Annotated in this window: 10 protein-coding genes and 5 tRNA genes; all 15 read left to right on the top strand. The window is 44.2% G+C overall.

The features are described 5' to 3' along the window. Positions 1–21: 21 nt before the first annotated feature. The 15 genes from trpE to rpoC all read left to right on the top strand — a co-directional run bounded on the left by trpE (position 22) and on the right by rpoC (position 15,704). On the top strand, positions 22–1,515 hold the full coding sequence (gene trpE / locus F988_RS01685; protein WP_004680740.1) for an anthranilate synthase component I: 1,494 nt from the start codon (positions 22–24) through the stop codon (positions 1,513–1,515). A 99-nt stretch (positions 1,516–1,614) separates the two neighbouring features. Continuing rightward, positions 1,615–1,690: transfer RNA gene (locus tag F988_RS01680), tRNA-Thr, on the top strand. 52 nt (positions 1,691–1,742) lie between these two features. Further along, a tRNA-Tyr gene (locus F988_RS01675) sits at positions 1,743–1,826 on the top strand. Between the two features lie 33 nt (positions 1,827–1,859). Continuing rightward, positions 1,860–1,935 (top strand) — tRNA-Gly (locus F988_RS01670). 11 nt (positions 1,936–1,946) lie between these two features. Beyond that, positions 1,947–2,021 (top strand) — tRNA-Thr (locus tag F988_RS01665). 164 nt (positions 2,022–2,185) lie between these two features. Next, the gene (gene tuf, locus F988_RS01660) at positions 2,186–3,376 is read left to right on the top strand and encodes an elongation factor Tu (protein ID WP_004680739.1); all 1,191 of its coding nucleotides are present in this window, start codon (positions 2,186–2,188) and stop codon (positions 3,374–3,376) included. Between the two features lie 54 nt (positions 3,377–3,430). After that, positions 3,431–3,506, top strand: a tRNA-Trp gene (locus F988_RS01655). A gap of 76 nt (positions 3,507–3,582) precedes the next feature. Next, a complete protein-coding gene (gene secE, locus F988_RS01650; protein ID WP_004680738.1) occupies positions 3,583–4,020 on the top strand; it encodes a preprotein translocase subunit SecE in 438 nt (145 codons plus the stop codon). Positions 4,021–4,027: 7 nt separating this feature from the next. Continuing rightward, a complete protein-coding gene (nusG, locus tag F988_RS01645) occupies positions 4,028–4,561 on the top strand; it encodes a transcription termination/antitermination protein NusG (RefSeq protein WP_004680737.1) in 534 nt (177 codons plus the stop codon). Positions 4,562–4,673: 112 nt separating this feature from the next. Further along, positions 4,674–5,102 carry a 50S ribosomal protein L11 gene (gene rplK / locus F988_RS01640; RefSeq protein WP_004637639.1) on the top strand — a complete coding sequence of 143 codons (429 nt, stop codon included), beginning with the start codon at positions 4,674–4,676 and terminating at the stop codon, positions 5,100–5,102. Positions 5,103–5,105: 3 nt separating this feature from the next. Then, on the top strand, positions 5,106–5,801 hold the full coding sequence (gene rplA / locus F988_RS01635) for a 50S ribosomal protein L1 (RefSeq protein WP_004674343.1): 696 nt from the start codon (positions 5,106–5,108) through the stop codon (positions 5,799–5,801). A 248-nt stretch (positions 5,802–6,049) separates the two neighbouring features. Next, complete coding sequence (rplJ, locus tag F988_RS01630; protein WP_004659354.1) at positions 6,050–6,556, top strand: 50S ribosomal protein L10; 507 nt, start codon at positions 6,050–6,052, stop codon at positions 6,554–6,556. A 48-nt stretch (positions 6,557–6,604) separates the two neighbouring features. Next, entirely contained in the window at positions 6,605–6,970 is a 366-nt protein-coding gene (gene rplL, locus F988_RS01625) for a 50S ribosomal protein L7/L12 (protein WP_004659350.1), read from the top strand. Between the two features lie 308 nt (positions 6,971–7,278). Then, entirely contained in the window at positions 7,279–11,367 is a 4,089-nt protein-coding gene (gene rpoB, locus F988_RS01620; RefSeq protein WP_004680736.1) for a DNA-directed RNA polymerase subunit beta, read from the top strand. A 143-nt stretch (positions 11,368–11,510) separates the two neighbouring features. Further along, a complete protein-coding gene (rpoC, locus tag F988_RS01615; RefSeq protein WP_004680735.1) occupies positions 11,511–15,704 on the top strand; it encodes a DNA-directed RNA polymerase subunit beta' in 4,194 nt (1,397 codons plus the stop codon). Positions 15,705–15,807: the final 103 nt, after the last annotated feature.

Here is a 15,807-nt window from a genome sequence, read left to right as displayed (position 1 = left end):
TCGAAACTATAGAGAAAATTCATGACCACCCTCGTACAATTTGAGCAACTCAAGGCCGCTGGCTATAACACCATTCCCGTATACCGTCAGCGACTGGCAGATACAGAAACACCACTCTCAGTTTTCGCACGTTTTAAAGAGCAAAAGCAGGCCTACTTATTTGAATCAGTGGAAGGCGGGGAGAACTGGGCGCGTTATTCAATGATCGGCTTGGGCGAGTCAACAGTCTTTTCATGCAATGCGGGTATCCTCACGGTTCAGCAGGCGGATGGTTCCGTATCCCAGCAAGACTGTAGCGATCCATTTCAGTATATTCGCGACTTCCAAAGCCAGTTTAAGGTTCCCACCCAAAAAGAATTGCCTGATCTACCTAGCTTTACAGGTGGACTGGTTGGATATTTGGGCTATGACGCTATTCGTTATATCGAGCCAAAACTAAAAAATGTTCCAGCAGCTGACCCTGTCACCTTGCCTGACTTGTGGTTGATGCTGTCCCAAACCGTGATTGTGTTTGACAACCTGAAAGATACGCTGTTCCTGATTCATCATGCCGATGCAAACCAGGCAGATGCCTATGTACAGGCACAGGCCAAGCTGGACCAGCTGGAGCAACTGCTTGCAATCCCTGTCAGCCTACAGGCCAAGCCGCATACACCACCGCATTTTGAATCCATCACAGGTAAGGCGAGGTTTCTTGAGACCATTGAAAAGGTCAAGGAATATATCCGCGCTGGTGATGTGATGCAGGTGGTGCCTGGACAGCGGATGGTGTCTGATTTTGATGGTGAGGCCTTGCAGGTTTACCGTGCATTGCGTCACCTCAACCCATCACCCTACCTGTTTTTGGTGCAAGGGCAAACCCTGACAGACCAGAAACCTTTTCATATTGTGGGTTCTTCGCCAGAGATTTTATCCCGTCTGGAAAATGGCATTGCAACTGTACGGCCTTTGGCGGGTACGCGACCACGGGGCAAGACCAAGGAGGAAGACCTGGCGTTGGAGCAGGACTTGCTGGCAGATGAAAAGGAGATTGCTGAGCATTTAATGCTGATTGATCTTGGGCGTAATGATGTGGGGCGTGTCTCCAAGATTGGCAAGGTGCAGGTGACTGATCAAATGGTGATTGAGCGCTATTCGCACGTCATGCATATTGTTTCCAATGTGCAGGGAGAGGTGCGTGATGATGTGGATGCGTTGGATGTCTTTAAGGCAACTTTCCCAGCGGGCACACTTTCAGGCGCACCAAAAATCCGTGCAATGGAGATCATTGACGAAGTTGAGCCTGTAAAACGTGGCGTATTTGGTGGGGCAGTCGGTTATCTGGGCTGGCATGGGGAGATGGATATGTCGATTGCGATCCGTACCTGTGTCATCCGCGATCAAAAGGTCTATGTACAGGCGGGGGCGGGACTGGTGGCGGACTCAAATCCTGAGTCTGAGTGGAATGAAACCCAGATAAAAGCTCGCGCAGTGATCAAAGCGGTTGAATTATCATCAAACGGATTGATTTTATGAGTTTTTCGCAGTTTTTCTAAAAAAACTGCTTGCATCATGTGTGAGTTTTGCTAAACTGCACACCGTTCCGATACGAAACGTATCAAACGCTAAGATAAAGCCGGCATAGCTCAGTTGGTAGAGCAACTGACTTGTAATCAGTAGGTCCACAGTTCGAATCCGTGTGCCGGCACCATCTTAAAGTTGATAGGTTGAATAAAGGATGGCACTGCAAGTAAGTGCGATATGGTGGGATTCCCGAGCGGCCAAAGGGGGCAGACTGTAACTCTGCTACGAAAGTTTCGAAGGTTCGAATCCTTCTCCCACCACCATTCGACTTCGATATAAGTGGTCAGTACCAACATGCGGGAGTAACTCAGTTGGTAGAGTGGCAGCCTTCCAAGCTGCATGTCGCGAGTTCGATCCTCGTCTCCCGCTCCATCGAAGAGATCGCTCTTATAGCTCAGTGGTAGAGCACTCCCTTGGTAAGGGAGAGGTCTCGAGTTCAAATCTCGATAAGAGCTCCAGATATACAGCTTAGTAGAGAATATCTACAAAATTTAAAGAAGCAGGCTATTATAGTCTGCTTTTCAAGTATTAGGTGTCTAGTTTTTTAGGCGAATGTCGATAAAGAAAGTTTTTCAGGGTTGTTTTTCTCTAAACTGGTGTCGACGTAAACGAGGAAAATCAAATGGCTAAGGCTAAGTTTGAACGTAATAAACCACACGTAAACGTGGGTACAATTGGTCACGTTGACCATGGTAAAACAACTTTAACTGCTGCGATTGCAACTATCTGTGCAAAAACTTACGGCGGTGAAGCGAAAGATTACTCACAAATCGACTCAGCTCCTGAAGAAAAAGCACGTGGTATTACCATTAATACATCACACGTAGAATACGATTCTCCAATCCGTCACTACGCTCACGTAGACTGCCCAGGCCACGCCGATTATGTTAAAAACATGATCACTGGTGCTGCTCAGATGGACGGCGCGATCCTTGTATGTGCTGCGACTGATGGTCCAATGCCACAAACTCGTGAACACATTCTTCTTTCTCGTCAGGTAGGTGTACCTTACATCATCGTATTCTTAAACAAGTGTGACCTTGTTGATGATGAAGAATTACTTGAATTAGTAGAAATGGAAGTTCGTGAACTTCTTTCTACTTATGACTTCCCAGGTGATGACACTCCAATCATCCGTGGTTCAGCGCTTCAAGCATTGAACGGCAATGATGGCGAATATGGTGAGAAATCAGTTCTTGCACTTGTAGAAGCGCTTGACTCTTACATTCCAGAACCAGAGCGTGCAATCGATAAAGCATTCTTGATGCCAATCGAAGATGTATTCTCTATCTCTGGTCGTGGTACAGTAGTAACTGGTCGTGTAGAAGCTGGTATCATCAAAGTTGGTGAGTCTGTTGAAATCGTTGGTATCCGTGATACTCAAACGACTACAGTTACTGGCGTTGAAATGTTCCGTAAACTTCTTGACGAAGGTCGTGCGGGTGAGAACTGTGGTGTTCTTCTACGTGGTACCAAGCGTGAAGACGTACAACGTGGTCAGGTACTTGCTAAACCAGGTACAATCAAGCCACACACCAAATTCGATGCGGAAGTATACGTACTTTCTAAAGAAGAGGGTGGTCGTCACACTCCATTCCTTAACGGTTACCGTCCACAGTTCTACTTCCGTACAACTGACGTAACTGGCGCGATCAAACTACAAGATGGCGTAGAAATGGTAATGCCTGGTGACAACGTAGAAATGTCAGTAGAGTTAATCCACCCGATCGCAATGGACCCAGGTCTACGTTTTGCAATCCGTGAAGGTGGTCGTACTGTAGGTGCTGGTGTTGTTGCGAAAGTAACTGCATAAGCTCCATACTGTGTTAGACTCAAATCGAAAGCTTCGGCTTTCGATTTGCTTAATAGGTCAGTAGTTCAATTGGTAGAGCGTCGGTCTCCAAAACCGAATGTTGGGGGTTCGAGTCCCTCCTGGCCTGCCACTTTTTTTAAATAAAAAAGCTTGATTCTGGCTAAGTTGTCATATAATAAGTCGCGAATTCAACGACGAGTAAAAAAATGTCGAATGATAAATCGCGTGACGCATTAAGCGACGCGCCAATCCCTCAAAGAAATAATGCAGAAGTTGTAAGTTCAAGTTCGCCATTGGATGCTGTCCTGTGGTTGGTTGCTATTGCTTTGCTAATCGGTTCTGCATTGGTAAATCAGCATTTACCTGCCTATTGGGCGCCTGCAAATGATATTTGGGTGCGCGTTGGGGTAATTTTGGCTTGTATCGTTGTCGCTTTAGGTTTATTATACGCCACCCATCAAGGTAAAGGCTTTGTGCGCTTGTTGCAAGATGCACGAATTGAACTGCGTCGAGTGACTTGGCCGACGAAACAAGAGACGATCACCACTTCGTGGCAGGTGCTCTTGGTAGTAATTATTGCATCTCTAGTGTTGTGGTGCTTTGATTATGGGTTAGGTTGGTTTATTAAGTTAATTATCGGGTAAGAGCGCCATGAAACGTTGGTATATTATTCATGCCTATTCAGGTTTTGAAAAACAAGTGATGCGTTCGCTTAATGAACGTATTCAACGTAGCACGGTAGCTGACAGCTTTGGTGAAGTCCTAGTTCCTACTGAAGAAGTAGTTGAAATGAAGGACGGTAAGAAACGTAAATCTGAACGTAAATTCTTTCCAGGCTATGTGTTAGTCGAAATGGAAATGAATGATGATACTTGGCACATTGTAAAAGAATGTCCAAAGGTTCTTGGTTTTATCGGCGGTACGCCAGAAAAACCAGCACCAATTTCTCAACGTGAAGCTGATGCGATTCTTGCTCGTGTACGTAATACTGGTGAAGCACCGCGTCCTAAGACGATGTTTGAACCAGGTGAAGAATTACTCGTTATTGATGGTCCGTTCACTGACTTTAAAGGAGTCGTGGAGGAAGTTCAGTACGAAAAGTCGCGTTTAACGTTGACGATTAATGTATTTAATCGACCAACGCAAGTTGAACTTGAGTTTCGACAAGTCGAAAAAACGATTTAATTTGAGTTGGTTGGTAAGCGCCCGATTTGATCGGGCATTGTTGTTCTAACACTTTGGTGTTGTTTAATTTTTTGGGGAGCCTGACGGCGTCTGTACCCAGAGGTAATTTTCAATGGCTAAGAAGATTGACGGCTATATCAAGCTGCAAGTTCCAGCTGGTAAAGCAAATCCATCTCCACCAATTGGTCCTGCTTTAGGTCAACGTGGTGTAAACATCATGGCATTCTGTAAAGAATTCAATGCTGCTACACAAAAACTTGAAGTTGGCTTGCCAATTCCTGTCGTGATCACTGTGTACAACGATAAATCGTTCACATTCATCATGAAAACTCCACCTGCATCTATTCTTCTTAAGAAAGCTGCTGGTATTCAAAAGGGTTCTTCTGTACCGAACAAAACTAAAGTTGGTAAGTTGACTCGTGCTCAATTGGAAGAAATTGCGACTACTAAAGAACCAGATTTAACTGGTGCTGATTTAGACGCTCGTGTGCGTACCATTGCTGGTTCTGCACGTTCTATGGGCTTGGAAGTGGAGCTATAAGACATGGCAAAGTTAACTAAACGTCAAAAAGCCATTGCTGCTGCTGTAGAGGCAAACAAAGTTTATACTTTGGAAGAAGCGGTACAAGTTCTTAACAGCCTTCCAGCTGCGAAGTTCAAAGAATCATTAGACATCTCTGTAAACCTTGGTGTTGATCCACGTAAATCTGATCAGGTTGTTCGTGGTGCGACGACTTTACCTGCAGGTACAGGTAAAACTGTACGTGTAGCAGTATTTGCTCAGGGTGCTGCTGCTGAAGCTGCAAAAGAAGCTGGTGCAGATGTTGTGGGATTTGATGACCTTGCTGAAAGCATTCAAGGTGGAAATCTTGATTTCGACGTAGTTATTGCTGCTCCTGATGCAATGCGCGTTGTTGGTAAGTTAGGTACAATTCTTGGTCCGCGTGGCTTAATGCCAAACCCTAAAGTGGGTACAGTGACTCCAGATGTTGCTAATGCAGTTAAAAATGCTAAATCTGGTCAGGCACGTTACCGTGTAGACAAGGGTGGTATCATCCACGCTGCAATCGGTCAACTTGGCTTTAGCGAAGAAGCTGTACGTCAAAACGTTGAAACTTTAATTGCAGATTTAAAACGTTTAAAACCTGCAACCTCTAAAGGTGTATACGTTAAGAAGATCACTTTAAGCTCGACTATGGGCCCAGGTCTTACTGTTGACGTAAACAACGTTTCTAAGTAATTAGACAGAATTTTAAAGCCTCGGTCTCTTTTGTTAAAAGAGGGTCCGAGCAAACTTTGAATTGATAAATGAAGGTTTATCAGCGTCAAAGACCTCAGGCGAGGCAGGTTTTAGGATTTGCTTCTTAAAATACCAGTCTGAGTAGACGCGGTGGTGTGATTTGTTACTCCTCCGCGTGTAAGTCGAAAGGCTTACGAATTGGGAGTGTGCCTGTATGGGTGCATAAATCACCGTTAGGAGGTTTTACAATGGCTCTTCTTATCGAAGACAAAAAACAGATCGTTGCTGAAGTAACTGAAGTTGCTTCTACAGCGTTCGCTGCCGTTGTTGCTGACTACCAGGGTTTAACGGTTGAGCAATTAACTGCTCTTCGTGTTGAAGCTCGTAAACTAGGTGTTGCTACACGTGTTGTACGTAATACTTTAGCTAAACGTGCTCTTCAAGATACGCAATTCTCTATCTTGAATGACAATCTGGTTGGTCCAACAATCTTAGCATTCTCAACTTCTGAAGACGATATGGGTGCAGCTGCACGCTTGTTCGAAGAATTTGCTAAAACTAACAAAGCATTTGAATTAAAAGCTGCTGCATTTGACGGCAAACTTTATCAAGGTGAAGAAGTTAGTATTATTGCAAACCTTCCGAACCACGAAAAAGCGCTTACTATGCTTGCCTCTGTTCTTCAAGCTCCTATTTCGAAATTGGGTCGTTTACTTACAGCGCTCCAAGAGAAAAACGAGTCAGAAGCTGCTTAAGCTTAAATCTACTTTCACACCATTCAATATCCATTTGGAGTTATTCTCATGGCTTTAACAAACGAACAAATCTTAGACGCAGTTGCTGAATTAAAAGTTATCGAACTTGTTGACTTAATCAAAGCATTTGAAGAGCGTTTCAATGTATCTGCTGCTGCTGTAGCTGTAGCTGCTGGTCCAGCTGCTGCTGCTGTTGAAGAGCAAACTGAATTCAACGTTGAGTTGACTTCTTTCGGTGCTAACAAAGTTGCTGTAATTAAAGCAGTTCGTGAAGCTACTGGCCTTGGTCTTAAAGAAGCTAAAGATCTTGTTGAAGGCGCTCCTGCAGTTCTTAAAGAAGGCGTTTCTAAAGAAGAAGGCGAAGAACTTAAGAAGAAGCTTGAAGAAGCTGGTGCTACAGTTACACTTAAGTAATGCTGTAGGGAGTCGATTTTTTCAAAATCGGCTCCAAAAAATGGCTGATGGCTCTTGGGTCATCAGCCTTTTTGCGTTACAATAATCGGCTCGTTTTTTGATAGTTTTACGTTCATTGTGCGTATTATTTAAACAAAATTTATGAAATCAAACGCTTACCAATATTTTTTTGCTTATAAAAATATTGTTAAGCGTTTTAATACCACTAAAATTGCAGCATTTGTAAACAGTGGTGGCCATATCGGCCTGCGTAATTCTTTCTAGACCCGTTCTGCAGGCGGGTTTAGTTTACTTTCCGAGGACTCCAGATGGCATACTCATATACCGAAAAGAAACGGATCCGTAAGAATTTTGGTAAATTGCCCCACGTAATGGAAGCACCGTACTTACTGTCGATTCAGGTCGATTCGTACCGTACATTCTTACAAGGCGGTAAAACTCCAAAAAATCGCGAAGATATCGGTCTCCAAGCCGCATTTCGTTCAGTTTTTCCTATTGAAAGTTATTCTGGCAATGCTGCTTTAGAATTTGTTGAGTATAGTCTTGGTAAGCCTGAGTTTGACGTACGTGAATGTATTTTACGTGGTTCAACTTATGCAGCACCAATGCGCGTAAAAATTCGTTTGATCATTAAAGATCGTGAAACGAAATCAATTAAAGACGTGCGTGAACAAGAAGTTTACATGGGTGAAATGCCACTCATGACCGATAACGGTACTTTCGTTATCAACGGTACTGAGCGTGTCATCGTATCTCAATTACACCGTTCACCAGGTGTATTCTTTGACCATGACAAGGGTAAAACCCACTCAAGTGGTAAAGTGTTGTATTCAGCACGTATTATTCCTTACCGTGGTTCATGGTTAGATTTTGAATTTGATGCTAAAGATTTAGTATTCGTACGTATTGACCGTCGTCGTAAGTTACTGGCAACGGTGATTCTACGTGCCTTGAATTACAGCAATGAACAAATCTTGAATTTGTTCTATGAAAAAGTACCTGTATATCTTGATATGGGTAGCTATCAAATTGATCTTGTTCCAGATCGCTTACGTGGTGAAATGGCACAATTTGATATCTTAGACAATGATGGTAAAGCGATCGTTGAACAAGGTAAACGTATTAACGCACGTCACGTACGTCAAATGGAAGCTGCGAACTTAGCCAAGCTTTCTGTACCTGATGAATATTTATATGAGCGTATTACAGCTGAAGATATCACACTGAAAAGTGGTGATGTGATTCCTGCGAATACCGTTCTTAGCCATGACATCATGGTGAAGATCGCTGAAAATGGTGTGAAGCAGTTTAACATCCTATTCACGAATGATATTGATCGTGGTTCGTTTGTTGCGGATACATTACGTGCAGATACAACAACAGGTCGTGAAGAAGCACTTGTTGAAATCTATAAAGTCATGCGTCCAGGCGAGCCGCCGACGAAAGAAGCTGCTGAAAACCTATTCAATAATTTGTTCTTCTCTTCTGAGCGTTATGACCTTTCTCCAGTGGGTCGTATGAAGTTCAACCGTCGTTTGGGGCGTCCATACGAAGTCGGTACTGACCAGAAGTCACGTGAAGTTGAAGGTATTCTGTCACACGACGATATTATTGATGTATTACGTACATTAGTAGAAATCCGTAACGGTAAAGGTGAAGTCGACGATATCGATCACTTAGGTAACCGTCGTGTACGTTCTGTGGGTGAAATGACAGAAAACCAATTCCGTGTTGGTCTAGTCCGTGTTGAACGTGCTGTGAAAGAGCGTTTAAGCCAAGCAGAAACTGATAACTTGTCTCCGCAAGATTTAATTAACGCCAAACCAGTTGCTGCGGCAATCAAAGAATTCTTTGGTTCAAGCCAATTGTCTCAGTTCATGGACCAAAATAACCCATTGTCTGAGATTACGCACAAACGTCGTGTATCTGCGCTTGGTCCTGGTGGTTTGACGCGTGAACGTGCAGGCTTTGAAGTACGTGACGTACATCAAACTCACTATGGTCGTGTTTGTCCAATTGAAACACCTGAAGGTCCAAACATTGGTTTGATCAACTCGCTTTCTGTCTATGCTAAAGCGAATGACTTCGGTTTCTTGGAAACACCATACCGTAAAGTTGTTGATGGTCGTGTGACTGATGAAGTTGAATACTTATCTGCAATTGAAGAAGTAGGCACTGTCATTGCACAAGCCGACTCAGCAGTGGATAAAGATGGCAACTTGACTGAAGAAATGGTTTCTGTCCGTCATCAAGGTGAATTTGTGCGTATGTCGCCTGAGCGCGTCACACATATGGATGTTTCTGCACAGCAGGTTGTTTCTGTTGCAGCATCATTGATTCCATTCCTTGAACACGATGATGCGAACCGTGCCTTGATGGGTTCGAACATGCAACGTCAGGCTGTTCCTACATTGCGTGCTGACAAGCCGCTTGTTGGTACAGGTATGGAAGCAAACGTAGCACGTGACTCAGGTGTGTGTGTAATCGCCAACCGCGGTGGTGCGATTGAATATGTTGATGCATCTCGTATCGTGATTCGTGTCAACGAAGATGAAATGATTGCGGGTGAAGCAGGTGTAGATATCTATAACCTGATCAAATATACACGATCAAACCAAAATACCTGTATTAACCAGAATGTCATCGTGAACCTGGGCGACAAAGTTGCTCGTGGTGATATTTTGGCTGACGGTCCATCGACTGACATGGGTGAACTTGCGCTGGGTCAAAACATGCGCGTCGCGTTCATGACATGGAACGGTTATAACTATGAAGACTCGATCTTACTTTCTGAGCGTGTGCTTCAAGAAGATCGTTTAACGTCGATTCACATTCAGGAATTGTCATGTGTCGCACGTGATACTAAGTTGGGCTCGGAAGAAATTACCGCTGATATTCCAAACGTTGGCGAAGCAGCTTTATCTAAGTTGGATGAGTCAGGTATTGTGTATATCGGTGCGGAAGTGACTGCGGGTGACATCCTTGTTGGTAAAGTCACGCCTAAAGGTGAAACTCAGTTAACACCTGAAGAAAAATTACTTCGTGCAATCTTTGGTGAAAAAGCGGCTGACGTAAAAGACTCGTCTTTACGTGTTCCATCGGGTACTAAAGGTACAGTGATTGACGTTCAAGTCTTCACACGTGATGGTTTGGAAAAAGATGAACGTGCGCAGGCAATTGAGAAAGCTCAGCTTGATGCATACCGTAAAGACTTGAAAGAAGAATACAAAATCTTCGAAGAAGCAGCACGTGAACGTATTGTTCGTTTGTTGAAAGGTCAAGAATCTAATGGTGGTGGTTCAACCAAACGCGGTGATAAACTTTCTGCAGAGGTATTGTCTGGTTTAGAGTTGGTTGATTTACTTGAAATCCAGCCAAATGATGAAGCAATTGCTGAGCGTTTAACTCAAATTCAAGTGTTCTTGAAAGAGAAGAGTTACGAGATTGACGAGAAGTTTGCTGAGAAGAAGCGTAAACTTTCTACAGGTGATGAATTAACAACTGGCGTATTGAAAGTTGTTAAGGTTTACCTGGCAGTTAAACGTCGTATCCAGCCTGGTGATAAGATGGCGGGTCGTCACGGTAACAAAGGTGTTGTATCAAACATCTTGCCAGTTGAAGACATGCCACATGATGCGAATGGTGTGCCAGTCGACATCGTATTGAACCCACTTGGTGTACCGTCACGTATGAACGTGGGTCAGATTCTTGAGACTCACTTGGGTATGGCGGCGAAAGGTCTTGGCGATAAGATCGAAAAAATGTTGAAAGAACAACGTACAGTGATTGAACTGCGTGAATTCTTAGACAAGATTTATAACAAGGTTGGTGGTGAGCAGGAAGAGCTTGATAGCTTGACTGACGCAGAAATCTTGGCGCTTTCAGGTAACTTACGTGCTGGTGTTCCATTAGCGACTCCTGTATTTGATGGTGCTGAAGAAAGCCAGATCAAAGACTTACTTGAATTGGCAGACATTTCTCGTACAGGTCAAACAGTATTGTTTGATGGTCGTACAGGTGAACAGTTTGACCGTCCTGTAACTGTAGGTTACATGTACATGCTGAAACTGAACCACTTGGTTGATGACAAGATGCATGCGCGTTCAACAGGTTCTTACTCACTTGTAACTCAACAACCGCTTGGTGGTAAAGCACAATTCGGTGGTCAGCGTTTCGGTGAGATGGAAGTCTGGGCACTTGAAGCATACGGTGCTGCATATACGCTCCAAGAAATGCTTACAGTGAAGTCGGATGACGTCGAAGGTCGTACACGCATCTATAAGAACATTGTAGATGGGAACCATTACATGGATCCGGGTATGCCTGAATCGTTCAACGTATTGACCAAAGAGATCCGTTCTTTAGGTATCAACATTGAACTGAAAAATGGTGACTAAATCCCCCTCGTTCCCCCTTTAAAAAAGGGGGGAAGTTCCCCTCTTTGAAAAGAGGGGCTAGGCGGAGATTCCATAATTTCAGTAAAAACAATATTTGTGACCCAGTCGGAAGAGCGTAGCTCCCCGACACACGGAGAAAAAAATTGAAAGACTTGCTCGATATCATGCGTAAGAAAACGGATTCAGAAGGTCATGCACCTGTTGAATTTGACCGTATCCGTATTGGTCTTGCGTCACCAGAGATGATTAAGTCATGGTCTCACGGTGAAGTTAAAAAGCCTGAAACCATTAACTACCGTACTTTTAAACCTGAACGTGATGGTTTGTTCTGTGCCAAAATTTTTGGTCCAGTCAAAGATTATGAATGCTTGTGTGGTAAATACAAGCGTATGAAATATAAAGGCGTCATTTGTGAAAAATGTGGCGTTGAAGTAACGACTGCTAAAGTTCGTCGTGAGCGTATGGGTCATATTGACCTTGCTTCTCCAGTTGCACACATCTGGTTCTTGAAATCATTACCGAGCCGTATCGGTTTACTTCTTGATATGACATTACGCGATATCGAGCGCGTATTGTATTTCGAATCTTATGTTGTTACTGATCCTGGTATGACACCGTTTGAAAAGTATCAACTTTTAAGTGACGAAGAATACTACAACGCACTTGAAGAACACGGTGATGAATTCACTGCGAAAATGGGTGCAGAAGCAATTCAAGATTTGCTTAAAGATATCGATTTAGATGCTGAAATCGCGCGTTTACGTGAAGAAATTCCACAAACGACCTCAGAAACTAAGCTGAAAAAATCGTCTAAGCGTTTGAAATTGATGGAAGCATTCAAAGATTCAAACAACAAGCCTGAATGGATGGTGATGAACGTACTTCCAGTACTTCCACCAGACTTACGTCCGCTTGTACCACTTGAAGGTGGTCGTTTTGCGACTTCAGACTTGAACGACCTTTACCGTCGTGTGATCAACCGTAATAACCGTTTGAAGCGTCTTCTTGACCTTGCAGCACCAGATATTATCGTACGTAATGAAAAACGTATGTTACAAGAGTCTGTTGATGCGTTGCTTGATAACGGTCGTCGTGGTCGTGCGATTACAGGTTCGAACAAACGTCCATTGAAATCTTTGGCTGATATGATCAAAGGTAAACAAGGTCGTTTCCGTCAAAACTTACTTGGTAAACGTGTTGACTATTCAGGCCGTTCGGTCATTACCGTAGGTCCTACTTTACGTCTGCACCAATGTGGTCTTCCGAAGAAGATGGCACTTGAACTGTTCAAGCCATTTATTTTCGCGAAACTACAAGCTTCTGGTCAAGCAACAACCATTAAAGCTGCGAAGAAAATGGTTGAGCGTGAAACGCCGGAAGTTTGGGACGTTCTTGCCTCTGTAATTCGTCAACATCCAGTGATGTTGAACCGTGCGCCAACACTTCACCGTCTAGGTCTTCAAGCATTTGAACCTATTCTGATTGAAGGTAAGGCAATCCGTCTTCACCCACTCGTTTGTGCAGCGTTTAACGCCGACTTCGATGGTGACCAAATGGCGGTACACGTTCCATTGACATTGGAAGCACAGTTAGAAGCACGTGCATTGATGATGTCAACCAACAACATCCTGTCACCTGCAAATGGTGAGCCGATCATTGTACCTTCTCAGGACGTGGTCTTGGGTCTTTACTACATCACCCGTGATGCGGTAAATGCCAAGGGTGAGGGCATGGTGTTTGCGGATACACATGAAGTGAACCGTGCCTTGGCGACAGGTAAAGTGAATATTCATGCGCGTGTGAAAGTACGTGTACATCAAACCGTGATTGATGAAAATGGTCAGCGTGAACAGCAAACCATTATTGTTGATACCACACCGGGTCGTTGCTTATTGTGGGAAGTGGTTCCACAAGGTTTGAGTTTTGACATGATCAACCTTGAGATGACCAAGAAAAACATCTCGAAGTTAATCAACTCTTGCTACCGTAAGCTTGGCTTGAAAGACACTGTTATCTTCGCTGACCAGTTGATGTATCTGGGCTTCCGTCAAGCGACGCGTTCAGGTGTGTCCGTCGGTATGGAAGACATGTTGATTCCACCAAACAAAGAAGCGATTATTGCTAAATCTGAAACTGAAGTTCGCGAAATTGAACAACAGTTTGAGCAAGGTTTCGTAACTGCGGGTGAGCGTTATAACAAAGTAGTCGATATTTGGGCACGTACCAACGACCAAGTTGCGAAAGCGATGATGGATAACTTGTCTTATACCCTTGTGAAAAACAAACAAGGTGAAGATGAGAAACAGAAATCATTCAACTCGATTTATATGATGTCTGACTCGGGTGCCCGTGGTAGTGCGGCGCAGATCCGTCAGCTTGCTGGTATGCGTGGTTTGATGGCGAAGCCAGATGGCTCGATCATTGAGACTCCGATTAAAGCGAACTTCCGTGAAGGTTTAACAGTACTCCAGTACTTTATTTCAACACACGGTGCACGTAAAGGTTTGGCCGATACTGCATTGAAAACTGCGAACTCGGGTTACCTGACCCGTCGTCTCGTAGACGTAGCACAAGATTTGGTGATTACTGAATCTGACTGTGGTACAGCTGGCGGCCTAGTAATGACACCATTCATTCAGGGTGGTGATGTCATCGAGCCATTACGTGACCGCGTATTGGGTCGTGTAACTGCTGAAGATGTACGTCGTGCATCTGATGATGAAGTTGTATTACCTCGTGGTACGTTAATTGACGAGAAAATCGCAGCTCAGCTTGAAGAAGCGGGTGTCGATGAAGTTAAAGTTCGTTCAGTTATTGCGTGTGAATCTACATTCGGCGTATGTGCGCGTTGTTATGGTCGTGATCTTGCACGTGGTCATTTGGTGAACCCAGGTGAATCTGTTGGTGTAATGGCTGCACAGTCAATTGGTGAGCCAGGTACACAGTTAACCATGCGTACGTTCCACGTGGGTGGTGCTGCGAGCCGAACTTCTGCTGCGAACAGTGTTCAAGTGCGTAACAAAGGTACTGTACGTTTCCACAACGTGAAAACTGTACAACATGCCAAAGGTCACTTGGTATCGGTTTCTCGTTCAGGTGAAATTGGTATTGCGGATGACTTGGGACGTGAGCGTGAGCGTTACAAACTTCCTTATGGTGCAAGCATCTTGTTGAAAGATGGTGAAGCTGTAGAAGCTGGCGGTATCGTAGCGACTTGGGATCCGCATACACATCCATTGGTAACAGAAGTTGCTGGTAAAGCACGTTTTAGCCAGATCGCTGATGGTGTAACTGCAACCTCTAAGACGGACGATGCAACAGGTATGACCACTGTTGAAATCTTGCCTGTAACAGCACGTCCTGCTTCTGGTAAAGATTTACGTCCTGCAATCGTGTTGGATACAACCGATGGCGGCGAACAGTTCTACTTCCTGCCACAAAATACAATTGTAACTGTCCGTGATGGAGAAACGATTGGTGTGGGTGACGTTATTGGTCGTGTACCACAGGAATCTTCTCGTACCCGTGATATTACAGGTGGTCTGCCACGCGTAGCTGACTTGTTCGAAGCACGTAAACCGAAAGAGCATGCGATTCTGGCAGAAGTGTCTGGTATCGTGAGCTTTGGTAAAGAGACCAAAGGTAAGAACCGTTTAGTGATTACACCAGATGATGGCTCGGAAATTTATGAAGAGCTGATTCCGAAATGGCGTACCATGAACGTGTTTGAAGGCGAGCATGTCAACCGTGGTGAAACGGTGTCTGATGGCCCACAAAACCCACATGACATCTTACGTTTGAAAGGTGAAGTGGCATTAACCAACTATATCGTGAACGAAGTTCAGGACGTTTACCGTCTGCAAGGTGTAAAAATCAACGATAAGCACATTGAAGTTGTTGTACGTCAAATGTTGCGTAAAGTTGATATCACTGATGGCGGTGATACAAGTTTCATTAAGGGCGAGCAAGTGGATTACATCCGCGTTGTTCAAGAGAACCAAGCTGTCTTGGCTCAGAACAAGTTCCCTGCGAAGTTTGAACGTCAATTGATGGGTATCACCAAAGCATCGCTTTCTACTGACTCATTCATTTCTGCTGCATCGTTCCAGGAAACAACACGCGTGTTAACTGAAGCTGCTGTAACAGGTAAAGAAGATGATTTACGTGGCTTAAAAGAAAACGTTGTTGTGGGTCGCTTGATCCCAGCGGGTACGGGTCTTGCGTACCACTTAGAGCGTCGTCGTCAAGAGGCTGAAGCTGCGGAGTTTGAACTTCATAACGATTTCAGTGAAGTTGACCAGGCATTTAGTCAAGCGTTGAACTCAGACCAGTTCTAAGTTCCAGCAAATCAAAAAAGGCACCTTGCGGTGCCTTTTTTGTGGAAAAAACAAGCAAATGTTACATAAACACATTACAGCATTAGCACTTGATTACTTAATC

The organism is Acinetobacter parvus DSM 16617 = CIP 108168, from assembly GCF_000368025.1.
Classification (GTDB): Bacteria; Pseudomonadota; Gammaproteobacteria; order Pseudomonadales; family Moraxellaceae; genus Acinetobacter; species Acinetobacter parvus.
Note: the sequence above shows the minus strand (reverse complement) of the source record. Positions and strands in the feature narration are given on the sequence as shown.